The sequence below is a fragment of the Microbacterium sp. MMO-10 genome (assembly GCF_037148715.1).
Taxonomy (GTDB): Bacteria; Actinomycetota; Actinomycetes; order Actinomycetales; family Microbacteriaceae; genus Microbacterium.
This window is the reverse complement of the sequence record NZ_JBBCSV010000002.1, coordinates 390,680-417,108: the sequence shown is the minus strand read 5'-3', so window position 1 is coordinate 417,108 and position 26,429 is coordinate 390,680. Positions and strand designations below refer to the sequence as shown.

General features: G+C 70.5%; 27 protein-coding genes. 12 read left to right on the top strand and 15 right to left on the bottom strand.

Features of this window, described 5'->3' with window-relative positions; translation table 11 throughout:
- Positions 1 to 195: 195 nt before the first annotated feature.
- Genes efeB through efeU form a run of 3 tightly spaced genes read right to left on the bottom strand, consistent with a single transcriptional unit; the run spans position 196 to position 3,735 of the window.
- A complete protein-coding gene (efeB, locus tag WFJ17_RS06340; protein ID WP_336647969.1) occupies positions 196 to 1,509 on the bottom strand; it encodes an iron uptake transporter deferrochelatase/peroxidase subunit in 1,314 nt (437 codons plus the stop codon).
- A gap of 1 nt (position 1,510) precedes the next feature.
- Entirely contained in the window at positions 1,511 to 2,743 is a 1,233-nt protein-coding gene (gene efeO / locus WFJ17_RS06335; protein ID WP_336647968.1) for an iron uptake system protein EfeO, read from the bottom strand.
- Positions 2,740 to 3,735 carry an iron uptake transporter permease EfeU gene (gene efeU / locus WFJ17_RS06330; RefSeq protein WP_251444539.1) on the bottom strand — a complete coding sequence of 332 codons (996 nt, stop codon included), beginning with the start codon at positions 3,733 to 3,735 and terminating at the stop codon, positions 2,740 to 2,742. The genes efeO and efeU overlap by 4 nt, the downstream gene beginning before the upstream one ends.
- 194 nt (positions 3,736 to 3,929) lie before the next feature.
- Between efeU and WFJ17_RS06325 the strand changes: the two genes are divergently transcribed.
- The gene (locus WFJ17_RS06325) at positions 3,930 to 4,934 is read left to right on the top strand and encodes an isopenicillin N synthase family dioxygenase (RefSeq protein ID WP_336647966.1); all 1,005 of its coding nucleotides are present in this window, start codon (positions 3,930 to 3,932) and stop codon (positions 4,932 to 4,934) included.
- An 18-nt stretch (positions 4,935 to 4,952) separates the two neighbouring features.
- On the opposite strand, the gene WFJ17_RS06320 is transcribed toward WFJ17_RS06325, so the two are convergent.
- Together WFJ17_RS06320 and WFJ17_RS06315 are read right to left on the bottom strand one after the other, a co-directional pair.
- Positions 4,953 to 5,618 (bottom strand): GntR family transcriptional regulator, encoded by a 666-nt coding sequence (locus WFJ17_RS06320; RefSeq protein WP_295032812.1) that lies wholly within the window; start codon positions 5,616 to 5,618, stop codon positions 4,953 to 4,955.
- Positions 5,602 to 7,095, bottom strand: coding sequence for a chlorohydrolase family protein (locus WFJ17_RS06315; RefSeq protein ID WP_374208775.1), 1,494 nt, complete (start codon positions 7,093 to 7,095; stop codon positions 5,602 to 5,604). Before WFJ17_RS06315 ends, WFJ17_RS06320 begins: the two co-directional genes overlap by 17 nt.
- 159 nt (positions 7,096 to 7,254) lie before the next feature.
- Between WFJ17_RS06315 and WFJ17_RS06310 the strand changes: the two genes are divergently transcribed.
- The 7 genes from WFJ17_RS06310 (at position 7,255) to WFJ17_RS06280 (ending at position 15,560) form a co-directional block, all read left to right on the top strand.
- Complete coding sequence (locus WFJ17_RS06310; protein WP_336647965.1) at positions 7,255 to 8,262, top strand: ABC transporter permease; 1,008 nt, start codon at positions 7,255 to 7,257, stop codon at positions 8,260 to 8,262.
- Between the two features lie 42 nt (positions 8,263 to 8,304).
- Positions 8,305 to 10,029, top strand: coding sequence for an ABC transporter substrate-binding protein (locus tag WFJ17_RS06305; protein WP_251444549.1), 1,725 nt, complete (start codon positions 8,305 to 8,307; stop codon positions 10,027 to 10,029).
- Positions 10,030 to 10,091: 62 nt separating this feature from the next.
- Positions 10,092 to 11,093 carry an ABC transporter permease gene (locus WFJ17_RS06300; protein WP_251444551.1) on the top strand — a complete coding sequence of 334 codons (1,002 nt, stop codon included), beginning with the start codon at positions 10,092 to 10,094 and terminating at the stop codon, positions 11,091 to 11,093.
- Complete coding sequence (locus WFJ17_RS06295) at positions 11,093 to 12,121, top strand: ABC transporter ATP-binding protein (RefSeq protein ID WP_251444553.1); 1,029 nt, start codon at positions 11,093 to 11,095, stop codon at positions 12,119 to 12,121. Before WFJ17_RS06300 ends, WFJ17_RS06295 begins: the two co-directional genes overlap by 1 nt.
- The gene (locus WFJ17_RS06290; protein WP_336647964.1) at positions 12,118 to 13,143 is read left to right on the top strand and encodes an ABC transporter ATP-binding protein; all 1,026 of its coding nucleotides are present in this window, start codon (positions 12,118 to 12,120) and stop codon (positions 13,141 to 13,143) included. The genes WFJ17_RS06295 and WFJ17_RS06290 overlap by 4 nt, the downstream gene beginning before the upstream one ends.
- Entirely contained in the window at positions 13,130 to 14,341 is a 1,212-nt protein-coding gene (locus WFJ17_RS06285; RefSeq protein WP_336647963.1) for an amidohydrolase family protein, read from the top strand. The genes WFJ17_RS06290 and WFJ17_RS06285 overlap by 14 nt, the downstream gene beginning before the upstream one ends.
- On the top strand, positions 14,325 to 15,560 hold the full coding sequence (locus WFJ17_RS06280) for an MFS transporter (RefSeq protein ID WP_336647962.1): 1,236 nt from the start codon (positions 14,325 to 14,327) through the stop codon (positions 15,558 to 15,560). The genes WFJ17_RS06285 and WFJ17_RS06280 overlap by 17 nt, the downstream gene beginning before the upstream one ends.
- A 115-nt stretch (positions 15,561 to 15,675) precedes the next feature.
- On the opposite strand, the gene WFJ17_RS06275 is transcribed toward WFJ17_RS06280, so the two are convergent.
- From WFJ17_RS06275 to rpsO, 5 genes are all read right to left on the bottom strand, one after another.
- Positions 15,676 to 15,969: a transcriptional regulator gene (locus tag WFJ17_RS06275; RefSeq protein WP_336647961.1), complete on the bottom strand. Its 294-nt coding sequence runs from the start codon at positions 15,967 to 15,969 to the stop codon at positions 15,676 to 15,678.
- 13 nt (positions 15,970 to 15,982) lie between these two features.
- Positions 15,983 to 16,252 carry a hypothetical protein gene (locus tag WFJ17_RS06270; protein ID WP_336647960.1) on the bottom strand — a complete coding sequence of 90 codons (270 nt, stop codon included), beginning with the start codon at positions 16,250 to 16,252 and terminating at the stop codon, positions 15,983 to 15,985.
- Positions 16,245 to 16,397 carry a hypothetical protein gene (locus tag WFJ17_RS06265; protein WP_336647959.1) on the bottom strand — a complete coding sequence of 51 codons (153 nt, stop codon included), beginning with the start codon at positions 16,395 to 16,397 and terminating at the stop codon, positions 16,245 to 16,247. Before WFJ17_RS06265 ends, WFJ17_RS06270 begins: the two co-directional genes overlap by 8 nt.
- A 42-nt stretch (positions 16,398 to 16,439) precedes the next feature.
- Positions 16,440 to 17,135: a hypothetical protein gene (locus WFJ17_RS06260; protein WP_336647958.1), complete on the bottom strand. Its 696-nt coding sequence runs from the start codon at positions 17,133 to 17,135 to the stop codon at positions 16,440 to 16,442.
- Between the two features lie 299 nt (positions 17,136 to 17,434).
- Positions 17,435 to 17,704: a 30S ribosomal protein S15 gene (gene rpsO, locus WFJ17_RS06255; protein WP_045251768.1), complete on the bottom strand. Its 270-nt coding sequence runs from the start codon at positions 17,702 to 17,704 to the stop codon at positions 17,435 to 17,437.
- 216 nt (positions 17,705 to 17,920) lie between these two features.
- Here rpsO and WFJ17_RS06250 point away from each other — a divergent pair, with 216 nt between their 5' ends.
- Positions 17,921 to 19,153, top strand: a complete 1,233-nt coding sequence (locus WFJ17_RS06250; RefSeq protein WP_442927975.1) for an MFS transporter — start codon at positions 17,921 to 17,923, stop codon at positions 19,151 to 19,153.
- 37 nt (positions 19,154 to 19,190) lie between these two features.
- On the opposite strand, the gene WFJ17_RS06245 is transcribed toward WFJ17_RS06250, so the two are convergent.
- On the bottom strand, positions 19,191 to 19,685 hold the full coding sequence (locus tag WFJ17_RS06245) for a carboxymuconolactone decarboxylase family protein (RefSeq protein WP_251444562.1): 495 nt from the start codon (positions 19,683 to 19,685) through the stop codon (positions 19,191 to 19,193).
- 83 nt (positions 19,686 to 19,768) lie between these two features.
- Between WFJ17_RS06245 and WFJ17_RS06240 the strand changes: the two genes are divergently transcribed.
- Entirely contained in the window at positions 19,769 to 20,638 is an 870-nt protein-coding gene (locus WFJ17_RS06240; protein ID WP_251444563.1) for a sigma-70 family RNA polymerase sigma factor, read from the top strand.
- A 63-nt stretch (positions 20,639 to 20,701) separates the two neighbouring features.
- Complete coding sequence (locus tag WFJ17_RS06235) at positions 20,702 to 21,595, top strand: DNA-3-methyladenine glycosylase family protein (RefSeq protein ID WP_336647956.1); 894 nt, start codon at positions 20,702 to 20,704, stop codon at positions 21,593 to 21,595.
- Between the two features lie 118 nt (positions 21,596 to 21,713).
- On the opposite strand, the gene WFJ17_RS06230 is transcribed toward WFJ17_RS06235, so the two are convergent.
- The 3 genes from WFJ17_RS06230 to WFJ17_RS06220 all read right to left on the bottom strand — a co-directional run bounded on the left by WFJ17_RS06230 (position 21,714) and on the right by WFJ17_RS06220 (position 24,353).
- Positions 21,714 to 22,262: a YceI family protein gene (locus tag WFJ17_RS06230; RefSeq protein WP_251444566.1), complete on the bottom strand. Its 549-nt coding sequence runs from the start codon at positions 22,260 to 22,262 to the stop codon at positions 21,714 to 21,716.
- Positions 22,263 to 22,422: 160 nt separating this feature from the next.
- Complete coding sequence (locus WFJ17_RS06225) at positions 22,423 to 22,791, bottom strand: FKBP-type peptidyl-prolyl cis-trans isomerase (RefSeq protein WP_251444568.1); 369 nt, start codon at positions 22,789 to 22,791, stop codon at positions 22,423 to 22,425.
- A gap of 194 nt (positions 22,792 to 22,985) precedes the next feature.
- A complete protein-coding gene (locus tag WFJ17_RS06220) occupies positions 22,986 to 24,353 on the bottom strand; it encodes a PrsW family intramembrane metalloprotease (RefSeq protein ID WP_251444570.1) in 1,368 nt (455 codons plus the stop codon).
- Between the two features lie 59 nt (positions 24,354 to 24,412).
- Here WFJ17_RS06220 and WFJ17_RS06215 point away from each other — a divergent pair, with 59 nt between their 5' ends.
- A complete protein-coding gene (locus WFJ17_RS06215) occupies positions 24,413 to 25,282 on the top strand; it encodes a fumarylacetoacetate hydrolase family protein (protein ID WP_336647955.1) in 870 nt (289 codons plus the stop codon).
- A 21-nt stretch (positions 25,283 to 25,303) separates the two neighbouring features.
- Here WFJ17_RS06215 and WFJ17_RS06210 read toward each other — a convergent pair whose 3' ends face one another.
- The gene (locus WFJ17_RS06210; RefSeq protein WP_336647954.1) at positions 25,304 to 26,419 is read right to left on the bottom strand and encodes a LacI family DNA-binding transcriptional regulator; all 1,116 of its coding nucleotides are present in this window, start codon (positions 26,417 to 26,419) and stop codon (positions 25,304 to 25,306) included.
- Positions 26,420 to 26,429: the final 10 nt, after the last annotated feature.

The window sequence follows — 26,429 nt, the reverse complement described above, 5'->3', positions numbered from 1 at the left end:
TCACTGTGTCTCCTTCAGATTTCTATTCACTTGAATATATCTGGTGAAACGCCGTCCTTCGAGAAGTATTCCCCGGATCCCGGACATCATCCATCCCGGGTTTCCCTCCCCTGTCCGTCATCCGCTCCCCGGACGCGCATCGCTCAGGGGACGGAGGGAAGCGGGCGGAGGGAGATGCGAGCTGCCGGACAGGCCTCAGGCGAAGAGGCCGGCGCCGACGTACGAGCCCTTCTCCGCACCGGGCGGGATCGCCCAGACACCCGAGCCGATGTGGCGGATGTACTCGCTCATGAGGTCGGTCGACAGGCGCTTCTGCAGGGTGACGAACTGCTCCGGCGAGCGCTGATAGGACAGGAAGAACAGCCCCGCGTCGAGGCGCCCGAGGTCGCTGTTGCCGTCGACGTAGTTGTAGCCCCGCCGCAGGATCCTGATTCCGTCGTTGACCGTGGGATGTGCGAGCCGGACGTGCGAGTTCTCGTCGATCGCATGCCCGGCGAACTTCGGCTCCGTCATCTCCCCGCCGCCGGAGAGCGGAGCGCCGCTGCCCTTGGCGCGGCCGATCGTGCGGTCCTGCTCGGCGAGGCGGAGCCGATCCCAGGTCTCGACGAGCATCGCGATCTTGCGGGCCACCAGGTAGGAGCCGCCGGCCATCCACGCGGGTTCGTCCTTCTCCGCCACCCACACGTGCTCGTCGAGGGCCGCCGCATCGTCGGAGAGGATGTTGGCGGTGCCGTCCTTGTAGCCGAACAGGTTGCGCGGCGTCTGCTGGTCGGCGGACGTGCGCGACGTGCGCCCGAAGCCGAGTTGCGACCAGCGCAGCCGTGCCCGCCCGAACGCGATCCGGCTCAGATTGCGCACCGCGTGCACGGCGACCTGCGGGTCGTCGGCGCAGGCCTGGATGCACAGATCCCCGCCCGTGTAGGCGGCGTCCAGCGCATCGCCGACGAAACCCGGCAGGTCGGTGAGCACCGGTGGCCGCCGCGCGGCGATCCCGAAGCGGTCCCCCTCCGCGAGGAACAGCGAGGGGCCGAGCCCGAACGTGATCGTGAGCCCCGCGGCGGTGAGCCCCTGGGCCTCCCCGGTGTCGTCCGGCGGCGCCTCCGGAGATCCCCCGACCGCCCCGGACGCGCTGACGTCCAGGCCCTTCGTGAGCCGCGAGGCCGCATAGCTCCAGTCCTGCAGCAGTGAGATCAGGTCGTCCCGGCTCGCCCGCGGCATCATGTCGAAGCTCGCGAAGTGCAGGTGCTCCTGCACGCGCGTCGTGATCCCCGCCTGGCGGGCGCCCTCGAACGCGTACTCGTCCGCGGGGGCCGATCCGCCCAGCACGCCGGTGGCGGCGACGGCGGCCGCACCGCCCGCACCGACGGCGATGCCGGCGACACCGCTGCCGAGCGCCCATCCGATCAGGCCGCGACGGCTGATGCCGCGACGATCCGACCCCTCGGCGGCAATCCCCTCCGCGGGCTCGGGCGAAGGGGTGCGCCCCTCCTCGGACTCAGGCGCGGTCATCTCAGCCCAGGATCGTGCTGGTGAGCTTGGAGAGCGGCTCGGCGAGCGCGTTCAGAAGGTCGGTGAGGTCGCGCTTCTGCGTCTCGGTCACGGTCGAGTACGGGGCGAAGCCGTCCTTCAGCGAGCCGTGCACGGCCAGCTCGGCCTCGAGCGCGGAGAAGCCGCGGTCGATCTGCGCGACCAGCTTGCGCCCCTCGTCGCCCTTGCCGTCCGCGAAGTCCCTGACCAGCGAGAACGCCATCTTCGAGCCCTCGACGTTCGCGGCGAAGTCGGACAGGTCGGTTCCCGACCACCAGTCCTCCTCGCCGGTGATCTTGCCGTTGGCGACCTCGTCCAGCAGCGAGATCGCGCCGTTCGAGATGCCGGCGATGCCCTGCGCGTCCAGATCCTTGAGGAAGGCGTCGGAGTGGACGTGGTCGTACAGCTCCTGCAGGTCCGCGACGAGCTTGTCGGCGAAGGCACCGCGCTGCTCGGGGGTGGAGGGCGCCCAGTCCAGGTTCGCAGGGGTGGTGCCGTCGGAGTTCATCGCGCCGGCGGCGGGAACCCACAGGTCCTTCTCGATGCGGTGGAAGCCGGTCCAGTCGATCCCGTCGGCCTTGGCGTCGAGCTCGCGGAAGTCGAGTCGCGGATCCAGCGTCCCGAGCTTGTCGGCGACCGGCTCGATCCGCTCGTAGTAGGAGCGCACGACGGAGAACTGGGCCTTCGCGGCCGCGTCGTCCCCCGTGCGATAGGCCTCTGCGAAGGCCTTCGCCGCCGGGAGAAGCTGGCCGACCTGGTCCTTGACGAAGGCCGCGTACAGGTCGACAGCCTTCTTCTTCTGCGCGGCGTCGCCACCGGCTTCGGAGACCTTCTCGCCGGTCACGGCGAACGCCGTCTTGCCGACCCCGGAGCCGATCATCCCGGGCTTGCAGACCGTGAAGTACTTGCCGGGCTGCGCGACGACGGTGAGGGTCCGGGATGCTCCCGGAGCGACGTTCTCCACCTCGCCGACGATCCGGACCCCGTCCTCGGCGAGCAGGTAGAACTCGGTGACCTCGTCGCCCTTGTTGCTCACGTCGAAGGCGAGCGTGCCGCTGGTCGCGGTGCCGGCCGAGACGGCGCACCCGTCGGCCGTCGACGAGACGGTGAGGCGTCCGGCGGCGGACACGTCCGCCTTGGCGACGCACCCGGTGAGGGCGAGACCGAGGGCGGCGGCGGCGCCGAGGACGGCGATCGATCGGCGGGCGAGGGTCATGAGGCTCCTTCGGGAGTGGCGGTCGGCGAGGCGACCCGGGCGGCGTGCTCCGCGGCGACGGGCGCGCCGGAAGCCGCTCCTGCGGCGGTGGACGGGGAATCGGAGGGCGCCGCGGCACGCGACGCAGGGCGGCGCAGGCCGCGCACGAACAGCGTGCCGACGACCAGGAGGTAGAGGGCCCAGGCGATGACCTGGATCCAGCTCATCCTCGGCATGAAGCCGACCGTGGCCTGCAGCAGGACGGCGAGCGCGCTGTCTGGGCGGATGGCGGAGGTGACGTCGAACGCCCAGCCGAACGGCAGCCCTGCCCAGCCCACGAGCACGGCGCCCGAGGCGTCGAGCGGCGCCGCCGACGTGAACGGCCCCGGCACGACGCCCGCCTCCTGCAGGTCGCTGATCGCGTAGGCGAGGACGCCCGCCGCGATGATGACGAGGAAGCCGCCGGTCCAGGTGAAGAAGCGGGACAGGTCCAGGCGCACCGCGCCGCGGGCCAGCAGCCAGCCGGCGAGCACGGCGACGACGAGGCCGAGTGCCGCCCCGAGGATGGCGGAAGGGGCGTCGCCGAAGGACTGCACCATCGACCAGAGCAGGAGGGTGGTCTCCACGCCCTCGCGTGCGACCGAGACGAAGCCGACCAGGACGAGCGCCCAGACGGTGCCCGCCTCGAGGGCGCGATCCACGCCCCCGTGCAGTGTCGCCTTCATCGTGCGGCCGGCCTTGCGCATCCAGAAGATCATCCAGGTGACCATGGCGACCGTGACCAGCGACAGCGTGCCGCCGATGATCTCCTGCCCCTGGAAGGTGAGCGCGTAGGCGCCGAACGTGAGCACCGCGCCGATGGCCAGGGCGAGGAGCACGGCGGCGCCGACGCCCGTCCAGAGCCGGGGAAGCACGTCCCTGCGGTCGAGGCGCTTCAGGTAGGCGACGAGGATGCCGACGACGAGCGCGGCTTCGAGGCCTTCACGAAGGCCGATGAGGAAGGTGGCGAACACGGGAGGGGCTGTTCCTGACGTTTCTGAGGTAAGGCATCCCTTACCTCAGAAAGCGTAGCACCCGTCCTCCGCGTTTCCGCATCGTGGGCGTCGCTCTGTGACGGACGACCCCGCGACGGCCGTGCCGCCCGGGCCCGGAGTAATCCTCGGCAACATTCGCGCCGGGGCCGGCCACCCGGACCTAGCCTCGCCTCATGGCCGAACTGAACCTCCCGATCCTCGATCTGTCCCAGCTCGACGCCGGAGAGGAGGCGGCGGCCCGATTCCGCGACGACCTGCGCGCGGCGACCCACGACGTCGGGTTCTTCTACCTGACCGGCACCGGGGTCACCGACGAGCTCGAGCGGCGCCTGCACCGGGCGGCGAAAGACTTCTTCGCGCTGCCGGAGGACGACAAGCTGGCGATCGAGAACGTGAAGAGCCCGCATTTCCGCGGCTACACGCGCATCGGCGGCGAGCGCACCCAGGGTGCGGTGGACTGGCGCGAGCAGATCGACATCGGTCCCGAGCGGACCGCGGTCCACGGAGGCCCCGGCTACAACCGGCTGATCGGCCCGAACCTGTGGCCCGAGGCGCAGCCCGAGCTGCGGGAGGTCGTCGCGGAGTGGCACGAGCACCTCTCCGGCGTCGCGCGCAAGCTGCTGCGGGCCTGGGCGCTCGCGCTCGGCGCGGCGGAGGACTACTTCGAGTCGAACTTCGGCGATCCGTCGACGCTCATCAAGATCGTCCGTTACCCGGGCTCCCACGAGCCGGAGCCGCAGCAGGGCGTCGGTGCGCACAAGGACTCCGGCGTGCTCACCCTGCTGTGGGTGGAGCCGGGCAAGGGCGGCCTCCAGGTCGAGCGCGACGGCACCTGGGTCGACGCTCCTCCGGTCGACGGCGCGTTCGTCGTCAACATCGGCGAGCTCCTGGAGTATGCCACCGACGGCTACCTCAAGGCGACGAACCATCGCGTGGTCTCGCCGAAGGCTCCCGACGAGCGGATCTCGATCCCCTTCTTCTTCAATCCCGCGCTCGACGCCCGCCTGCCGCTCATCGAGCTTCCCGCCGAGCTCGCCGCCCAGGCGCGCGGAGTCACCAAGGATCCCGCGAATCAGATCCACGCGCTGTACGGCGAGAACGCGCTGAAGTCGCGCCTGCGCGCGCACCCCGACGTCGCCGCGATCCACCACGCGGACCTGGTCGGCGCACCGGCCTGATCCACGGCGCGGAGGGGGTCAGCCGTCCAGGACTCCGTCCAGCTGAGCGAGCACGGGCTCCCTGCTCATCTCGATGTGCGCGTACATCAGCGCCGCCGCGAGCGAGCCGCGTCCGTGCGCGATCGCCTCGACGAGGTCGACGTGCTCATCGGTCTGCTCCCGGTCCCTGGCCTCCCTGGTCAGCCGGAACACCCACTCCATGCGCCCCGCGAGGGGACCGAGGCTGCGCAGCAGCAGGCGGCTGCCGCTGAGGCGGACGACCTCGGAATGGAAATCGATGCTCGCCGCCCGTGCGACCTGGGGATCCGCGACGGACGCCGCCTCGTGCAGCTCGTCCAGCCGGTCGATGCTCTCCGACCCGTCGCGCACGCGCTCCGCTGCGCGCTGCGCGGCGAACGGCTCGAAGCAGAGGCGGGTGTCGAAGAGGTCGTGCACGTCGGCGCGGGTGAGCGGCGTGACGTTCGCGCCCCTGTGTCGGGACGCGATGACGAACCCCTCGGCCTCGAGGCGCTGCAGCGCCTGGCGGACGGGGATGCGGGACACCTCGAAGCGCTCGGAGAGCTCGCGCTCCTTCAACCAGGCGCCGGGCGCCGTCTCGCCCTCGATGATGGAGCGCAGGACGTCGCGGTAGACGCGATCGGCGAGCGCGAGCGCCGCGTGCTCCGCCTCAGGACCGCTCTCCATCGCCCATCCTCTCCCCCATCCGCCGGAACACGGGCGGGAACAGTCCCCCGCCGCCGAGGTGATCGCGCTCGTCGTACCCGGCGCGCATCACATCGAACAGCGCCTGTGCGTCGTCGCGGACGGCGTGCAGGTCGACGCCGTCGATCGCTCCGTCGCGCATCACGACCCGGCCCGCGACCATCGTAAGGCACGCGTCCCGCGCGCTTCCGGCCAGCACGAGGTTGCGCAGCGGGTCCTCGATCGGCCCGAAGCGCACATCCGACAACCGGAAGGCCGTGAGGTCGGCGGACGCGCCCTCGGCGATGCGCCCGAGATCCGGGCGGTGCAGCGCCCTCGCGCCGCCGAGCGTCGCGGCCTCGATGTAGCCGGCGAGGTCCCCGGCGGCCAGCGAGCGGTTCTGCACCTTCGCGACGGACACGCCGGTGTCGATGCCGCGGATGAGGTCGGGCGGGAACGAGTCGGTGCCCAGCGAGATGTTCAGCCCCGCGTCACGGTAGCGCCCGAACGTCTCCAGCTCGGAGCCGTAGCGCGCGTTCGTGAGCGGACAGTGCACGATCGAGACGCCGGCGTCGACGAGCGTCGCGAGATCGCCGCGGTCCTCGCCCCACACCCGGGGATTGACGTCGAGGAAGACGCCGTGCGGGATGATCAGCCGGTCGTCCAGCAGCCCCTGCGCGCGGATCAGCTCGAGCGGGGTGCAGCCGTAGCGCTCGAGGATCCAGTCCCGTTCGAAATCGCCCTGGAGGGCGTGCAGGCGGACCAGTGCTCCGCGCTGCCGCGCCGCGTCCGCGGTCGCGGCGAGCAGCTCGGGGGTCAGCGTCTCGATGCGGCAGGGCAGGAACACGGGCGTGAGCAGCGGATCCCTCCAGGACCGGACCGTGTCGTGGAAGCGGATCGCCTCGGCGAGGCCCGCGACCCCCTCCGCCTCGTCGAACGCGATGTCGCGCTGTCCGTCCCGCACGACGTTGACGCCCGAGCGATAGGACGGCCCGAGGAATCCGCGCAGCCCGAGCGTGCGCGAGTACTCCGCCATCGCCAGGAAGTCGTCGGCGGTCTCCGCCCAGACCGAGTGCACCTCGGAGGCGATCGGCATGTAGCTGGTGATGCCGTGCAGGGCGAGCTGTACGAGCGCGATCTCGCGGATGCGCCGGCGCTGGGCCGTGTCGAAGACATGGCGCCGGCGCAGGAGGTAGTCCGCGGACCACTGCAGGCGCCGGGCGTGCTCCGCGGTGGACCACGAGTCGAGGATCAGGTGGTCGATGTCGGTGAGGGCGTCCAGGTCGATCAGCCCGGGCATGAGCAGGCTCTCGCCGAGCTCCATCGTGCGCTCGACGTCGCGCGGCGCCTCCGCCCGGGGGCCGACGAACGCGATCCGCTCCCCCTCGATGACGACCGCGCCGTCGCGCAGCTCGACGGGGGCTGTGCCGTCGAAGGCAAGGACATGATCGGCGGTGATCAGGGTGCGCACAGGTCTCATTCTCCCGAGAGTCGATTGGTATCCAAAAGCCGAGCTTTCTCCGCGAGATGCCCCCGAAACGACGGGGATTGGTCAGAGATGGCTTTCGTTTGGTATACATATCCTACTGGTTTGGTATACAATTCCAGCAACCCCCGTCCCCGAGCATCAAGGAAGATCGTGACGGACACCCTGCCGACGGCCCCGAAGACCGAGGCCGTCATCATGCCGAAGATCGCCACCGGCCGCTCCCTCCTCGGGACGGCCTGGCTGCGCATCAAGCGCAGCAAGATCGCGCTCGTGTCGCTCGGCGTCGTCGTCGCGATCATCCTGTTCGCGCTCCTCGCACCGGTCCTCACCGCGATCGAGGGCCAGGACCCGTTCATGACGCACACCGGCCCCGACATGCTGGACGACTTCAACACCCCGGGCCTGCCGCTGCCGCAGTTCATCTATCCGTCCGCCCAGCACTGGCTCGGCGTCGAACCGGGTCTCGGCCGCGACCTCTTCGCACGGCTCGCCTACGGCGCCCAGGTGTCACTGACGATCGCGCTGCTGGCGACGCTGGTCTCGGTCGTGCTGGGAACGATCCTGGGCGCGGCCGCCGGCTTCTTCGGCGGGAAGGTCGACATGGTCATCAGCCGCCTGATCGACCTGTTCCTCGCCTTCCCGCACCTGCTCCTGGTGCTCTCGCTCACGCCCATCCTGCAGTCCCGCCTGCGGGGCACCGCACTCGGGCAGGGCAGCTTCGTACCGATCGCCTCCCTCGTGATCATCCTGGGATTCTTCGGCTGGGCGTATCTCGCCCGCGTCGTCCGCGGCCAGGTGCTCAGCATCCGGGAGCAGGAGTACATCGAGGCCGCGCGCTCCTACGGCGCATCCAAGCGCACGATCCTGTTCACCCAGGTCATCCCGAACGTGTCCGGCGTCGTGCTCGTCTACGCGACCATGATGATCCCCACGAACATCTCGGCCGAGGCCGCGCTCTCCTTCCTCGGAGTCGGCGTCAAGGATCCGACGCCGTCCTGGGGACAGATGCTCAACGCCGCCCAGTCCGGCAACTGGTACCTCGTCGATCCCTGGTTCCTGTTCGTCCCCGGCATCGCGCTGGTCATCACGGTCCTCGCGTTCAACCTGCTCGGCGACGCCGTGCGCGATGCGCTGGATCCCAAGGCCTCGCGCAGCTGACCCCTAGTTCGCCCCACCACCCACCCCGAGAAAAGAAGCACCATGAGACACAGTCGTCCCCTGTTCGCCGCCTCCGTCGTGGCCGTCGCGCTCGCCGTGACCGGCTGCGCGGCCGGATCCGCGCCGAGCGGCTCCGCGTCCGGCTCCTCGAACGCGAACAACCCCTACGCCCCGCACGTCGTGAACGAGGGCTTCAGCACCAAGGGCGGAAACGTCAACGTGCTGATGTCGAGCGACTTCCAGACGCTCGACCCGGGCAACAGCAACTACGTCCAGACCGCCAACGTCGGTCAGCTCTACTACCGCACGCTGACCATGGCCAAGGAGACGGCCGGCCAGCCGCCGAAGATCGTCCCCGATCTCGCGACCGACCTCGGCAAGGTCTCCTCGGACGGCCTCACCTGGACGTACACGCTCAAGGACGGCCTCAAGTACGAGGACGGATCCCCGATCACCTCCGCCGACATCAAGTACGGCATCGAGCGCACCTTCGCCCGCGACGTCTACACCCAGGCCCCGCAGGAGCTGAACGCGGTCCTCGACGCGGACACCTACAAGGGCCCGTACACCGGCGGAGACCTCGCCGCCGTGGAGACCCCGGACGCGAAGACCGTGATCTTCCACCTGAAGCAGCCGTACCCCGACTTCCCCTCGCTCGCATCGCGCTCCAACAGCGCCCCGGTGCCGCAGGCGAAGGACACCAAGCTCGACTACACGAACCACCCGATCTCGTCGGGGCCGTACATGATCTCGAGCTACGACCGCGGCCGCGAGCTCAAGCTCGTGCGCAACCCGAACTGGGACGCGAAGACCGATGAGAACCGCACGGCCCTGCCCGACACGTTCTCCTTCTCGCTGTCCACGGCGCAGGCGACGATCAGCCAGCAGCTCCTGAGCGACTCCGACCCGACCGCGATCACGCTGGACTCGAACGGCGCCCTGCAGGCCTCGGATGCGGCGCGTCTCACCGATGCGACCATCAAGCCGCGTACCGCCGCCGGACTGCTCGGCTGCACCGACGTGCTGAACCTGAACACCACCACGATCACCGATCCGGACGTGCGCCACGCTCTCGCGCTCGCGATGGACCGCGCCGCGATCCAGGTGCAGTACGGCGGCAAGCGCTTCGGCCAGCTGACGAACTCGTACCTGAACGACGCGCAGGTGGGCTGGATCCCGCCGACGATCGACCTCGACCCGAACGGCAAGCCGAAGCTCGACGAGGCGAAGAAGCTCCTGCAGGGCAAGACCGTGCCGAAGACGCTCACCTACGGCTACTCGAACGCCACCGAGCGGTTCAAGAACCTCGGCACCGTGCTGCAGCAGAACTTCAAGGAGCTCGGCATCGACCTGCAGATGGTCGCGATCCCGGCGCCGAACTACTACACCACCCTCGCAGGCGACCAGATGCCGGACATCGCGCGCGCCGGCTGGTGCGGCGGCGCGGCCTCCGCATCGACCCGCACGACGGTCGACCCGAACCTCGGCCCGAGCCTGGACGGCACGACCTACGGGTTCAGCAACATCTCGCGCTACTTCGACCCCACCATCTCGGGCGAGATGTACAAGCTGCGCGACACCAACGGCTCGTCCGAGGAGCTCAACACCGAGTGGACGAAGCTCTACAACAAGGCCATGGAGACCTACCCGATCGTGCCGCTGTTCCGCACGTACACCTCGAGCGTCGTCGGATCCAAGATCCAGAACGCCCAGGTCGGGTACTTCTTCGGAAGCATCGACCTGTCCACCGTCGGCGTCAAGAACTGACGCCTCACCCCTGAAAGGACGGGGCCGGCCGGCAGCATCGGCCGGCCCCGCACGGGACAGCAATGTTCGGATTCCTCGTCCGCCGCGTGGCGGGCCTCGTCATCCTTCTCCTCGTCGTGAGCTTCGTCACGTTCGCGCTCTTCCAGATCGGCCCCTCCGACCCCGCGGCGGCCGCCTGCGGGCAGGAGTGCACGCCCGAGCGCATCGAGCAGGCGCGCATCGCGCTCGGCATGGACAAGCCCTTCTTCGTGCAGTACTTCGCCTACCTCTCCGGCTTCATCGGCCCGCGGATGATCGGCGCCCCCGGCGCGGAGCAGCTCTGCGCCTGGCCGTGCCTGGGCAAGTCTTTCCAGACCAACGAGAACGTCACCGACGTGCTCGCCCGCGCCCTCCCGTACACGCTGTCGATCGCGGTCGGCGCCGTCGTGCTGTGGACGATCGCCGGCGTGGGGCTCGGCCTGCTGGCTGCGCTGCGCAAGGGCAGGCCGACGGACAAGATCATCGTCGGCGCCGCCTCGGTGGGGGTCTCGCTGCCGATCCCCGTCACCGGTCTCCTGCTGCTGCTCGTCTTCGTCAGCACCCTGCACTGGCTGCCGTTCACCAGCAACCAGATCTTCAGCCCCGCCGGCCCCGAGGGTCCGGCCGCCTGGTTCACGAACTACCTGCTGCCCTGGATCGCGCTCGCGGTGCTGTTCAGCGCGCAGTACATCCGCATCACCCGCAACAACATGATCGAGACGTTCGGCGAGGACTTCATGCGCACCGCCCGCGCCAAGGGTCTCGGACGGCGCGCCATCGTGTTCCGGCACGGCGTCCGCGCCGGCATCACCCCGATCGTCACGATGCTCGGCCTCGACATCGGCGCGCTCCTCGGCGGCGCCGTGCTCACCGAGCAGATCTTCTCCGTCCCCGGCCTCGGATTCACCGCGGTGCACGCGGCCGTGGCCGGCGACCTGCCCGTGACGATGGCGATCACCATGCTCGCCGCGTTCTTCATCATCACCGCCAACGTCATCGTCGACCTGGTCTACGCCGGCATCGACCCCAGAGTGAGGATCAGCTGATGGCCTCCCCCTTCCTGGACATCCGCGACCTGCGGGTGGACTTCCCCACGGACGACGGGCTCGTGCACGCCGTCAACGGCATGGATCTCACCCTCGAGCGCGGCGACACGATCGGCATCGTGGGCGAATCCGGATCCGGCAAGACGGTCACCAGCCAGACCCTGATGGGACTGCTCAAGGGGACCAGCGCGCGGGTCAGCGGGCAGATCCTCTTCGAGGGGACCGACCTCGTGCCGCTCAGCGAGAACGAGATGCGCCCCTACCGGGGCCGCAAGATCGGCATGATCTTCCAGGATCCGCTGTCGGCCATGCACCCCTTCTACACGGTCGGCACGCAGATCGCCGAGGCGTACCGCGTGCACAACGCCGTGAGCGCGAAGGCGGCCAGGGCCCAGGCGATCGACATGCTCGCGCGGGTCGGGATCCCGGATCCGGTCTCCCGCTACGACTCCTACCCGCACGAGTTCTCGGGCGGCATGCGGCAGCGTGCGATGATCGCGATGGCCCTGATCTGCGAGCCGGAGCTCCTCATCGCCGACGAGCCCACCACGGCACTGGACGTGACCGTCCAGGCGCAGATCCTGGACCTCATCGCCTCGCTCCAGCAGGAGACCGGATCCGCGGTCGTCTACGTCACGCACGACCTCGGCGTCGTCGCCGAGGTCTGCCAGCGCGTCGTCGTCATGTACGGCGGTCAGTGCGTCGAGCACGCCACGGTGCAGGACGCGTTCGCGCACACCGCCCACCCGTACACGAAGGGGCTGCTCGCCTCGATGCCCTCGATGGCGGACGACGCCGGCAGGCTCACGCCGATCCCGGGGTTCCCGCCCTCTCTGCTGAACCTTCCGCAGGGCTGCCTGTTCGCCGAGCGCTGCCCGGTGCGGCACCTGGTGCCCGGGGATCGCTGCATCACCGAGCGGCCGGAGCTGCACGGGGCCGGATCGCACCGCTCCCGGTGCCACCTGTCCGAGAACCTCGGCGTCGCGGATGCCCCCGGCGCCCCCACGATGACGGAGGCCGCACGATGAGCGCACCGCTGCTGCAGGTCGAGTCCCTCACCAAGCACTTCTCCGTGTCGAAGGGCTTCCTCCGCCCGAAGAGCACCGTGCGCGCCGTCGACGGGGTCTCGTTCAGCCTCGAGCGCGGCCAGACGCTGGGCCTCGTCGGCGAGTCCGGGTGCGGCAAGTCGACGGCGGGCCGCCTGCTCATGCGCCTGCTGACGCCGACCGCCGGCAGTATCCGCCTCGACGGCGCCGACGTCGCGGGGCTCACCGGGTCCGAGCTGCAGGACTTCCGCCGGCGGGTGCAGATGGTGTTCCAGAATCCGGCATCGTCGCTGAACCCCCGACAGAGCGTGGGCGCCGCGATCGCCGCGCCGCTGCGCGCGCAGGGCATCGCCCCGAAGGAGGGCCTGAAGGCGCGCGTGCAGTCGCTCATGGATCGCGTCGGGCTGCGGCCGGAGCACTACAACCGCTTCCCTCATGAGTTCTCCGGCGGGCAGAAGCAGCGCGTCGGGATCGCCCGCGCGCTCGCGCTCGAACCCGACGTGGTGATCTGCGACGAGCCCGTCTCGGCGCTGGACGTGTCGGTGCAGGCGCAGGTGATCAACCTGCTCCAGGACATCCAGGACGACACCGGGATCTCCTACGTGTTCATCGCCCACGACCTCTCCGTCGTCAAGCACTTCGCGAACGATGTGGCCGTGATGTACCTCGGGAAGATCATGGAGATCGGCACCAGGGACGAGGTGTTCGACGCGCCCCGGCACCCCTACACGCAGTCGCTGCTGTCGTCGGTGCCCTCGCCGGACCCGAACGCCGACCGCAGCGGACGCATCCGCCTTTCCGGAGACCTGCCGCACCCGTCGAACCCGCCCAGCGGCTGCGTGTTCCGCACGCGCTGCCCCGTGTTCGCCCTCCTCGACGAGGAGAGGAAGAGGATGTGCGTGGAGCAGGTGCCCACCGGCGCCGTCGCCTGCCACCATCCCGCCGAGGCCGCCGCGTTCGCGGCGAGCTCCCCCGAAGAGAGGAAGATCCTTGCTGATTCGTGACGCCCGCCCCTGGGGCGGCCCCGCATCCGACGTCGTGATCGAGGACGGCCGCATCGCCGCCGTGCGCCCCCACGATGAGAGCGTCCCGCTTGGGGCAGGAGACGTCGACGGTCGCGGCCGGCTGCTGCTGCCCTCGTTCAGCGACGTGCACGTGCACCTGGACTCCTCGCGCATCGGGCTGCCGTTCCGGGAGCACACGGGCGCCCCCGGGGTGTGGGCGATGATGATGAACGACCGCCGCAACTGGCGCAACACTGACGTGCCCCATGCCGAGATCGTCGCCGGGACCCTGGAGACGATGATCGCGCGCGGCACCACCCGGGTCCGGTCGTACGCGCAGGTCGACGTGGACTGCAAGCTGGAGAAGTTCGACTCGGTGATGGCCGCCAAGGAGAAGTTCGCCGGAGTCGCCGAAGTGCAGGTCATGACGTTCCCGCAGGCCGGGATCCTGCTCGAGGAGGGCACCGTCGACTATCTCGAGGAGTCCCTCAAGCAGGGCGCCGACGTCATGGGCGGGATCGACCCCTCCCAGCTCGACCGCGACCCGGTGCGCCACCTCGACGTCGTGTTCGGTCTCGCCGAGAAGTACCAGGTCGAGGTGGACATCCACCTGCACGAACCCGGACACCTCGGCGTGTTCAGCACCGACCTCGTGCTCGAGCGGGTGCGGGCTCTGGGCATGCAGGGCAAGGTCACCCTGTCGCACGCGTACGAGCTCGGCGGCGTGGACGAGGCCACGAGTCGCCGCCTGATCGAGGAGTTCGCCGAACTCGACATCGCCATGGCGAGCGTCGCCCCGGCCGCACGCAACCAGCTCTCGCTCGTCGCCCTCACCGAGGCGGGCGTGCGCTTCGGGCTCGGCGAGGACGGCCAGCGCGACTACTGGAGCCCCTACGGCAACGGCGACATGCTGGACCGCACCTGGCAGCTCGCGTTCACCAACAACTTCCGCCGCGACGAGCACATCGAGATGTGCCTGGCCATCGCGACGATGGGCGGAGCCGCCATCATGTCGCACGACGTGCCGCGCCTGGCGGGAGTGAAGGACCGCCCCGGCACGGCGATCGGCGACCGGGCCGACCTGCTGCTCGTGGACGGGCAGACCCCCACCAGCGCCGTGATGGACCGCGGCACCGACCGGACCGTCCTGCACGACGGACGCGTCGTCGCCGATGGGCTCCGTGTCCTCGCGAGCTGATCGGGTCGACGGCCATGTCGTCCCGGCCGGGCGCGCGGGGGGCCGCGCCCGGCCGGCGCCGACGGGGACCGCCGCCCGAGCCCTCGCGCTCGGCGCCGCGCTCCTCGTCGGCGTCAATCTGAGACCGGCGATCACCTCGGTCTCCGCGCTGCTGGATCAGGCGACGAGCGAGTTCGGCCTGGGCGGCGTGGAGCGCAGCCTCCTCGCGACGCTTCCCGTGATCGCCTTCGGTCTCACCGCGTTGCTCGGGCCGCTGCTGGCGCGGCGGTTCGGGACGACCCGCGCGATCCTCGCCGCGATGTCGGCGCTCGCCGCGGGCCTCGTGCTGCGCGTCCTCAGCGGATGGATGCTGCTGCCGGGCACGTTCCTCGCGGGGGCGGCGATCATGGTCGCCGCGACGCTGCTGCCGCCGTACCTCAAGGCGCTCGGTGCGAGCGGGCTCTGGGTGGGCCTCAGCAGCATGTCCTTCGGCATCGGCGCGGCGCTCGGCGCCGGACTCGCGGTGCCCCTGGATGAGGCGTTCGGCCTGCGCCCGGCCCTCGCCGCCTGGAGCGTGCTCGCGGTGCTCGCCGCGCTGGCGATGCTCGCGGTGGGCCGCGGATCGGCAGCCACCGCGCCGATCCGGGAGCCGGTCTCGATCCCCGCCGACGCACGGGTGTCCGTCGCCGTGATGACCGCGGTCTTCTCGCTGCAGGCGCTGCTGTACTTCGCCGTCACCACCTGGCTTCCGTTGATGCTGTCCTCGCACGGCGAATCACGGGCGGCCGCCGGCGGGCTCCTGGGCTGGTTCAGCCTGATCGGGCTCGTGCCGACCCTGGTGGCGCCGGTGATCGCGCGCCGGCGTCGGATCCTCACGTGGTTCGGTCCCGGCCTCGGTCTCGTCATGGCAGCGGGCTTCGTGTGGTTCGCCCTGGACGGCGGTCATGATCCGGTGGTCGTGACGGTGCTCGGGATCGCGCAGAACGCCGGCTTCGGGCTCGCCATGGGGCTGCTCGTCAGCCTCGCCGCCGACGAGTCGTCCGCGGGGATCCTCTCGGCGATCGCCCAGGGCGCGGGCTACGCCGTCGCCGGCATCGGAAGCCTGCTGCTCGGCGTCGTCCACGACGCGACCGGCACCTGGACGCCGAGCCTGCTGATCATGGCGGTCTGCGCGCTGCTGCTCGCGGGATCCGTGGCGCTCGTGATCCGCCGCCGTCCGGTGTCGCTGATCCGGCGCTGACCACGCCGTCGCGTCCGCTGCGCCGCGAGAACCACCTCCTGCACGAGAGACGACGTCTGATGTGATGTCTCGCGCAGGACGTGGTTTCTCGCGCGGATGCCGATCGCGAGCGGGATCAGATGTCGGGTCCGCCACCGGCGACGATGTCCCTCAGCGCCTGCACGTGCGCCTCGAACGCCCGCTCACCGGACGCTGTGGCGCGCACCCAGGTGCGCGGCCGGGTGCCGACCTGCCCCTTCCTGCTGACGACGTAGCCGGCGTCCGACAGCGCGGCGATCGCCTTGCTCACCGCGGAGTCGTTCGCCTGCAGCACGTGCGCGAGCGTCGCGAAGTCCATCTCCACGCCATCGCGCAGGGCAGCCATCATCGAGAAGCGGATCGCGCCGGCGAAGGTGTCATCGAGGCGCATTCGCGGATGCGGCTCAGTCATCGCGACCGGCCGGCCAGAGCGCCGCGACGACGAAGAGCGCCAGGATCGCGCCCGCGGCGATGCCACCGATCGTGCCGCCGTGCAACGGGGTCGCGAATGCCGGAATCGGCGCGACGCAGGTGATCGCGGCGGAGATCGCGAACGCCGTCGATTGCGGGGGACGCCATGCCGCACCGATCGCGGGCACCGCGTCGAGCGCGGCCTGCGCGGCGAGCCGCTCGTGCATGCCGTCCGTGTCGTCGATGCGGCGCTCCTCAGTCATCGCCGCGTCCCGGGAGCCGACTGACGATCGCCGCCAGGACCAGGACCACGGCCCCGAGGGCGAAGCCGAGCGCCGGCGCGAGCGCTGGACGCGTGCTGGTGAGGAGCACCATCGCCGCCGCGGCGGATGCGCCGAACCCGAACATGGTCCACTGCGGCGCCCGCCAGGTGCCGCCCAGATCCGCGCATCACCGTGTCAGCACCGCGATCAGGGAGAGGATCACGACGGCGCACACCCCCAAGGAGCTGACGCCGGGGCCCCATCCCGGGACCGCCGCCACCCCGCTGAGGGCGACGCTGATCGCGAGGCAGGCACCCACCGCCAGCGTGCCGACCCGTGCCGTGCGGGTGAACGGCGCCCGCGCGGGCGCAGTGCGGGAAGGGTCGTACCGCCCGTCATGGCGCAGAGACAGACCGGCCGAAAGTCCTCCGGCGAGGAAGAGCAGTGAGGGCAGGGGAAGCCAGAACCACGAGAAGGCGCCGAGGAACCCATCGATGAGAACGAGCGCGAGCCCGAGCACGGCACCGGTGATGGCGAGGCCGTAGTAGGCGACCGCACGCGCACCCCGAAGCACGCGGCGGGCGCCGTATCCTTCCCTGACTTCGCGCGCGAGAAACGACCAGATGAGGAGGACGGCGAGGAGGCTCATCGGTGCGATGGGCAGGTCGGGATTCTGCCGATGCAGCCCCCAGGCGATGAAATAGACGCCGACGTACAGGGCGGATGCGATGCCTTCCACGATGTACAGACGCCCGAGCCGCCGCAGATCGAGCACGCCGTCGGCACGCTGCCGGACGTCGGGCAACACGTCCAGATAGGCCTGCGCGGTGACCGCATCCGGCTGTTCCAGGGGCTCCGCACCCCGCATGGCCCGCTGCTCCATCGATCCCCCCGAATCGCCGATCTCGCTTTCCTGAGGGAAAGCTTCTTCTGCTTTCCTACAGGAAAGTTGCGTCGGGATCAATGGCCGCGACGGGCCGGGTCCGACGACGGCACGGGATGCTGCCGAGCGGACGGGCTGTCGACGCGATCAGGCCGTGCGCTCGACGGGGTCCCGTCCACTCGACGCCGGAGCGCGAGCCCGTCCGACCGCGGGGACAGGGCGCGACAAAGGTCGAGGCCCGCCCCACACCGTGGGACGGGCCTCGCAAGAATGTTTTGCGCGATTGTACGCTGGCTGCCTTAGCGGCGGAGCCCCAGACGCTCGATCAGCGAGCGGTAGCGCTCGATGTCGACATCCTGGAGGTAGCCGAGCAGACGACGACGCTGACCGACGAGCAGGAACAGACCACGACGCGAGTGGTGGTCGTGCTTGTGCTCCTTGAGGTGCTCGGTGAGGTCCTTGATGCGCTGCGTCAGCATCGCAACCTGCACCTCGGGGGATCCGGTGTCACCGGGGTGCGTCGCGTACTCTTCGATGATCGCCTTCTTGACGTCTGCATCCAGTGCCATAGGTGATCCCCTTCCTCTTTGCTGCGCGGTGCCCGACGCCGAATGCGTGGGCTCTCTTTATCCGCGGCCGATCGAACGGCAACCGCACAAGTCTATCAGCACGGAGAGGTCCCGTGCGCCGAGCCGGATCCCCGGCCTCCGCAGCGCCGCTACGCTCGACGGGTGAGCCATCTGATCGACCTGAGCCCGTTCCGGCAGAGCCCGGCGTTCGCCCGGATGTGGATCGGATCCACCCTCAGCGGCATCGGCGGGCAGCTCACGGTCGTGACCGTCATGCTGCACGTGTTCGAGCTCACGCAGAGCACCTTCGCCGTCTCCATGATCGCCGTCGCAGGACTCGTCCCGATGATCCTCGCCGGCCTGTACGGCGGCATGCTCGCCGACGCGTTCGACCGCCGGCGGGTCGCACTCATCGCCGCCGTGATCACCTTCGCCGCGACCGCGCTGCTGGCGACCCTCACCTGGACGCACCGCGAGACCATCTGGTGGCTCTACGCGCTGAGCATGATCATCGCCGCGGCCAACTCGGTCGGAATGGCCACGCGCACCGCGATCGTGCCCCGCCTGCTCCCCCGTGAGCTGCTCGCGCCGGCCTCGGCGCTCAACGGCGTGGCCTTCGGCATGACCGTCATGGCGGGCCCCGCGCTCGCCGGCGTGCTCGTGGCGCTCACCGGCTACGGCTGGACCTACACGATCGACGTGATCCTGATGCTGTCCATGTTCCTCGGGCTGTGGACCCTCCCCGCTCTCAAGCCGGAGGGCGAGATCGTGCGCCCCGGCCTCGCCTCGCTCGTCGACGGCTGGCGCTTCCTCCGGCGCGCCGGCAACATCCGGATGCAGTACATCCTCGACATCTGCGCGATGACCTTCGGCCAGCCGCTGGCCCTCTTCCCCGCGCTCGGCACCGTGATCCTGGGCGGAGGAGCGGTCACCACGGGCCTGCTCACGGCAGCCGTCGCGGTCGGGACGTTCCTCTCGAGCCTGTTCTCGGGGCGGATCGTGCACTACCGCTGGCACGGCCGCGGCATCGCCCGGGCGGTGCAGGCCTACGGCGCGGCGATCGCGCTGTTCGGTGCCGTCCTGCTGATCGGCGCGCTCCTCCCGGCGGGACACGCCACTGCCTCCGCGCCCAACGTGCTGCTGATCGCGCTCGGCTGCCTCGCCCTGGCGTTCTCGGGCGCCGCGGACAACGTCAGCTCGATCTACCGCAACACGATGATGCAGGCGGCTGTCCCCGACACGATGCGCGGCCGCCTGCAGGGCGTCTTCATCATCGTCGTCGCCGGGGGCCCGCGCCTCGGCGCCCTCTACGCCGGAGCGCTGGCCTCGCTCACCGCACTGTGGTTCCCGCCGCTGCTCGGCGGGCTGCTCGTGATCGGTCTCGTCGCGCTGTTCGTGCGGCTCAGCCCGCGCTTCCGTGCGTACGACGCCGAGGATCCGCAGCCTTGAACGCCGATGGACGGAGGCTGCGGATCCCCTGTGCTCATCAGCGCTGACCGGCAGGCTGACGGATCGCGACGTTGATGCGGTTCCACACGTTGATCGCACTGATCGCCACGATCAGGGCGGACAGCTGGCGCTTGTCGAACTGCGCGGACACCTCGGCCCACAACTCGTCGGGCACTGGATCGGCCTTGTCCGCGATCCGGGTGAGCGCCTCGGTGAGCGCCAGCGCGGCCCGCTCCCGCGCGGTGAACAGCGGCGCCTCACGCCAGGCCGCGACGCCGAAGACGCGCTCCTCGCTCGCTCCGTCCGCACGCATCTCCTTGGAATGCTCGATCGTGCACCAGCTGCAGCCGTTGATCTGACTGGCCCGCAGGTGCACCAGGTGCAGCAGCTCCTCCGGTAGATCGGTCGAACCGGCCACCCTGCTGAGCGCGGTGAGTGCGTCGAACCCGCCCTCCAGCAGGAACGCGGGGTGCGGCATCCGCGCCTTGATCGCGACGGCGGCCGTGGTGTCGATGGTCTGGTCGATGGTCATGTCAGACTCTTCCCGTTCTTCTCGTCAGATGCCGCCGATCCGGGCGGTCACTCTGATGACACGCGAGCCGGAGGAGATGTGACATGACGGACCAACTTTCTCTCGCCGCGAGCTTCGAGGAGCATCGACCACGGCTGCGCCGGCTCGCGCAACGCATGCTCGGATCCACGGCGGAGGTCGATGACATCGTGCAGGACGTCTGGCTGCGGGCGTCCGCAGCCGGCGCGGACGACGTACAGAACCTCGGCGGCTGGTTGACCACGATCGCATCCCGCGCCTGTCTGAATGTGCTGCGTTCTCGCGCCTCACGAGGTGAGATCCCGCTCGATGACGATACGACGGGTCCCGTCATCGAGACAGATGAGCGGGAGCCCGGCCCGCAGGAGGAGGCGCTGCAGGCCGAGGCCGTCGGCGCCGCGCTGGCACTGGTGCACGAGCGTCTCTCCCCGGCCGAACGCGTGGCGTTCGTGCTGCACGACTCGTTCGACGTGCCCTTCGAGCAGATCGCGAGCCTGCTCCAACGCTCGCCCGATGCGGTGCGGCAGCTGGCCAGCCGTGCACGCCGCCGGGTGCGCTCGGCGGATGTCGCCACCCCGCGCCCCGCCCGGGAACGACGCCCCATCGTCGAGGCGTTCTTCGCGGCCGCCCGCGCGGGGGACTTCGACCGCTTGGTGTCGCTGCTCTCCCCCGACGTCGAGCTGCGGGTCGAGCAGGGGCTCTCCGCCACGGCGATCGTACGCGGGGACGCCGCTGTCGCAGGCCGCGCGCTCATGTTCGCGGTCCCGGATGCCGTGCTCCGTCCCGTGCTCGTGGACGGCCTGCCGGGTGTCGTGGTCACGGTCGGCGCGCGCACGGTATCGGTCATGGCGTTCGACGTCGTTGGAGAAAGGATCGCGGCGATCGACGCATTCGCCGGTCCGGCGCGCGTCGCCGAGCTGTCGCTCCCGCACTGACGCGCGGGGCCGCCGCGACGCCGCCCTCGCCGGATTGTCCGACCCCCGGCGCAGACTGGCGGCATGAGCACGACGACTCGCACGACGACGCTGCCCCTCCGCGGGCCCTACGACCTCCGCGAGGTCGCTCTCATGGGATTCGGGCATCGCGACGAATCCGCCTTCGACGGCATCATGCGGCTCGCGTTCTGCACTGACGGGCTCGATGCCCAGGTCGGCGTCGCGGTGCGGCAGCAGGGCGACGCCCTCCACCTGACCGTGCACGGAGAGGGCGACCTCGACGCGATCGCGGCCCAGGTGGCGCGCGTGGTCTCGGCGGACCACGACGGCGATGCCTGGGCCGCCGTGTGCGCGGCGGATCCGGTGCTCGCGCGGGTGCACGCCGCCTCGCCGGGATTCCGCCCGTCCAACTTCTACAGTCCGTACGAGGCGGCGGTGTGGGCCGTGCTGTCGGCGCGCCGGGCACGACGACAGGGGATCGCGCTGCGCCGGCGCCTGTCCGAGCAGCACGGCGCCGTCTTCGAGCTCGCGGGGCGGGACGAGGCCGCACTCCCGCTGCCCGAGCAGCTGCTCGCGCTCACCGCCTTCCCGGGGCTCCCCGCCGACCGGATCCCCCGGCTCCATGCCATCGCCCGCGCCGCCCTGGACGGACAGCTCGACGCGCGGCGCCTCGCCGCGATGCCGCCGGAGGAGGCGATGCTCGACGTCCAGCGCCTTCCCGGCATCGGACCGTTCTACAGCGCGCTCATCCTCATCCGCGCCTGCGGGCTCACCGACGTGCTGTCGACCCAGGAGGATCACACACGGGCCGCGGTGCAGGCGCTGTACGGGCTCGATCACACCCCCGGCGACGACGAGCTGGGGCGGATCGCCGAGGCGTGGCGCCCCTTCCGCGCCTGGGCCGCCGTGGCTCTGCGCGCGGTGGGGTCGCGACTGATCGACGAGCCTGCGGCCTGACGGGGTCGATGGCGACGCGCAGGGCGACGCGCCCCCGGGGCCGGCGCCGGCTTCACCCCGCACACAGCACGAAGGGCGGCCACCGCGTGCTGCGGCGCCGCCCTCTGCCCTGCTGCGGTTACGCCGCCAGGGCGCCCTGCAGGTCGAGCGTGATGGTGACGTCCTTGCCGACGAGAACGCCCCCGGTCTCCAGCGCGGCGTTCCACGTGAGGCCGAAGTCCTCGCGGTTGATGACGGTCTTCGCCGATGCGCCGGCCTTGTAGTTGCCGTACGGGTCGGAGCCGAAGCCGCCGAAGTCCAGCTCGAAGGTGACCGGCTTGGTCACGCCGTGGATCGTCAGGTCGCCGTCGACGAACAGCTCGCCGTTCTCGGCGCGCGCACCCGTCGAGACGAAGTCCATCGTCGGGTACTTCTCGGCGTCGAAGAAGTCGCCGGACATCAGGTGGCCGTCGCGCCCGGCGTCGCCGGTGCTCAGCGAGGTCACGTCGACGCTCGCCTCGACCCGCGCCTCGAGCGGGTTCTCGGGGGCGACCAGGGTCGCGCTCTTGACGCCGAACGTGCCGCGCACCTTCGAGATCATCATGTGGCGGACGCTGAAGGTGACCTCACTGTGGGCGGGGTCGAGGTTCCAGGTGCCGCTGCGGTAGCCGGGGATGTCGATGGTCATGAGTGCTCCTCGTCGGAAGTGTTCGTCGGGCCGCGTTTCGGCGACATCAGGGCACAACCTCCATTCATGTGAATGCATTCCCGACTCGTCGGATTTTTCTGAGATTCCCTCCCGACACGACGAAGGCCCCGTCGATGACGGGGCCTTCGATCGGGATCGGTCAGCCGACGGCGACGAGATCGATGATGAAGATGAGGGTCTTCCCGCCGAGGAAGTGACCGGATCCGGCGGGTCCGTAGGCGAGGTGCGGCGGGATGATCAGCTCACGACGTCCGCCGACCTTCATCCCGGGGATCCCCTCCTGCCAGCCCTGGATCAGACCGCGGAGGGGGAACTGGATGGTCTCGCCGCGGCCCCACGACGAGTCGAACTCCTCGCCGGTGTCGTGCTCGACTCCGGCGTAGTGCACGGTCACGGTGTCGCCGGGCTTGGCCTCGTCACCGGTTCCCTCGATGAGGTCGCGGATCACGAGCTCCGTGGGGGCGGGACCGGTGGGGGCGTCGAACTCGGGCTTGGTGCGCTCAGTCATGCTTCCATCCAACCGGAGCGTGCCGGGCGGGGTCAACGCGAGGCACTGTGCCGACGGCGAACAACCCCGCGATGGGGCCGGAGTCCGCAACGGATCCTTGACATCGCGGCACGGCGGGTGCACTCTGAGTGCAGATCAACTCAGCGCCCGGAGGACTTGCAGGCATCGCCGCAGCACCGGGCGCTGAGTCTTGCTCAGACCGCGAGCAGGGCGTCCCGCGCGGCGTGCGTGCGCAGCAGCAAGGTCTGCTCGTCCTGGGCGGCCAGCGGATCCCGGCCGGTGATGATGCGCTGGCGCACCGAGGCGAGCGTCGTCGCGTCCTTGATGAACCCGCGCATGATCGGGCGCCGATCGCCGCGCAGACCGGATGCCCACTGCATGCCGGCACGCCGTCCCGCGGGGGTCGCGAGCATCGACACCTCCTGCGGGGTGAACCAGCCGGCCGTCGCGTAGTCCCCGAGGCGGGCGTAGGTGAGCCGGGCCTCCTCCTTGCGCAACAGGATGATCGCGACGATGAATCCGACGAACAGCGGAACCTGCAGCACGATGTAGAGCACGAAGAAGTTGCCGATCATCGACGATCCGTTCCACAGCGCGTGCAGCGCGATGGCCCCGAGCAGCCCCATCGCGCCGAAGCCGAGGGCGCGCCCGGCGGACGCGCCGCGCCGCGCCGCCAGCCCGATCGCGAAACCCGTCACCGAGGTGAACATGGCGTGGGCGAACGGCGACATGAGCCCGCGCAGCACGAACGTGACGGTGAGGTCGGGCGCACCGCCCTCGATCAGGCTGATCGCGAAGTACTGGATGTTCTCGGTGAACGCGAACCCTGCTCCGACGAGCGCCCCGTAGACGATGCCGTCGATGGGGCCGTCGAACGACCGCCGCGCCATCAGGAAGACGAGGAAGACGCCGAGCCCCTTGGCGGTCTCCTCGACGATCGGCGCCTGCATCACGGCGGTCAGGTCGTCGCCGCGCTGGCCGAGCAGGAGCGTCAGCAGCAGATCGACGAGGAGCGCGAGGCCCACGGAGGCGATCGCCCCCCACGCGATCGCGAACGCCACGAGAGACCGGGGCTCCGGTTCCCAGCGATCGATGAAGAACACTCCGAAGAACACGATCGTCAGCGGGACGAGCGCGAGCACCATGCCGATCATCGAGGCCGCCGGCCCGAGCGCCCACACGAAGTAGGCGATGAGTCCCAGCAGCACGAAGCCCAGCGCGCCGAACGCCCAGACCGAGGCATGGCGCCCCTTCGCCGAGGGCACCGGCAGCGCCGGAACGGCCTGCACGGGTGCGGGCGGGGCGTACGCGCTGTAGGCGACGACGCCGTGATGCTCCGGCCGCTGCGCGAGCACGGACCCGTACACCGGGGAGACCGGCGTGGACGCGGTCTGCGGATAGAGCTGCGGCTGCACATACTGCGGCTGCGGCGCGTACGCCGACTGCTGCGGATACGGCGCGGCGGCCGGCGTGGCCTGCTGCGGATCGACATGCGGCGCCGCGGCTGCGGGGTGCGGGGCCGGGCGCTGCGCGGCGGGGTCGCCGTGTCCTCCAAAGCTCATGCCCAAAGCCTAGAGGCTCGCCCCGGCGGGGTCGTGGCCGCGCCCGGTAGCGTGGAACCATGCGGTTCGCTCATCTGCGCCGTCCCGAGTCCGACGTCCCCGCCCTCGCCGTCCTCGACGGCGACGGTGCGACCCTCGTCTCCGACCTCGTGGATCCGGCCCCTGCCACACTCCAGCAGCTCATCGAAGGCGGCGACGACCTCCTCGCCCGGGTGCGTGAGGCCCACGCCCGGGGCGGCGCCCCGGTGCACCCCCTCGACGGCTTCGCCTTCAGCACCGCGGTGCTCGCACCCCCGGTGGTGCTCGCCGTCGGGCTGAACTACGCGGCGCACTCCAGCGAGCTCGGCCTCAAGACGGACACCGCGCCGACCGTGTTCACGCTGTGGCCGAACTCCCTCACCGGCCACGGACAGACCACCTCCTGGCCGCGCGCACTGTCGGAGTCGGTCGACTACGAGGCCGAGCTCGGCGTCGTGATCGGCACCGCAGCCAAGGACGTCCCCGCCGAGGACGCCCTCGACCATGTCTGGGGATACACGGTCGTCAACGACATCACGGCGCGCGACATCCAGTTCGCCGAGGCGCAGTGGTCGCGCTGTAAGTCGTTCGACGGCTTCTCTCCCACCGGCCCCGTCGTGGTGACCGCCGACGAGATCCCGGATCCGCAGGATCTGCACATCTGGACCGTGGTCGACGGGCACACCGTTCAGGATGCGTCGACCGCCCAGATGGTGCGACCGGTGTCGGCGCTCATCGCGCACCTGTCGCGCTCGCTCACCCTGCAGCCCGGCACCCTGATCTCCACGGGCAGCCCGGGCGGGGCCGGATACTCCCGCGATCCGCAGATCTTCCTGCGCGACCGCTCGACCGTGACGGTCGGCATCGACGGGATCGGCGAGCTCACCACGCACTGCCGGATCCTGGACTGACCCCGCGGCGCCGGGGGCCGCTCAGCAGCCGCAGCTGCCCCCGATGCGCAGCTCCGTCGCGAGCCGCACGGTGCGCGCGGGCGCGCTTCCGTCGCCGGGATCCGTCAGCAGCAGCCGGGCCGCGATCCGGCCCATCAGCTCCATCGGCTGACGCACCGTCGTGAGGGCCGGCGACGACAGCCGGCTCGCCAGGATGCCGTCGAAGCCCGTCACGAGCACGTCCCGCGGCACGCCGATCCCCTCGCCGCGGAGCACGTCCATCACGCGAAGCGCCGTCTGGTCGCTGCCGCAGACCAGCGCATCCGGCAGTGCTCCAGCGCCGGCGCGCTCGCGCAGCACCGGATAGGCGGGGATCCTCTCCAGATCGGTGTCGTCGAGAGTCTCCGCTTCGGCGCCGCCGATGCCCTGCACCGCCGCGAGGAACCCCTCGCGGCGCTCGTCCAGGTCGTCTTCGCCGATCGCCCCGATCCAGCCGAAGGTCCGGGCGCCGTGCTGCTCGTGCAGGTGCGCGACGAGCATCCGCATTCCTCCGGCGTTGTCGACGGTGACCCGGTGGCCGATGCCGGCGCTCTTGCTCAGCTGCACGACCGGGACGCGCGCCGCCACGGCCTCGATGGCCGCCGCCGTCGATCGGCCGGGCAGGATGGCGAGGCCGTCCACCCGCCCCGCGGTGTCCGCCAGGTCGGACACCCCCACCCCGCCGCTGGAGAGCAGCACCGCCGTGCCGTGGCGCTTGCACTCGAGCACGAAGCCCCGCTGCACCTCGTCGACGTACAGCGGGAAGGTGCGCGGGTCGCTCTCGCGCTCGTCCGCGGAGGCGTCCCAGACCACCGGGTCGGCATCCAGGTCGATCTCGTCCCCGTCGATCCGCGCGGCTCCGCGCGTGGAGGGCGTCACCCCGGGCTCCTCGTCGAGCAGCATGTCGAAGAGGTGCAGCCCGAGCACGCCGGTGCGCCCCCGCGCCAGGCTGCGCGCCGATCCGCTCGGCACGTAGCCGATCTCGCGGGCCGCTTCGAGCACGACCCGGCGGGTGTCCTCGCGCACCTTGTCGGGGCGGCGGAACGCGAACGAGACCGTGGCGATCGACACCCCGGCACGCTGCGCCACGTCATAGACGGTGGGCCGGCTCGACGCCATGAGCACCTCG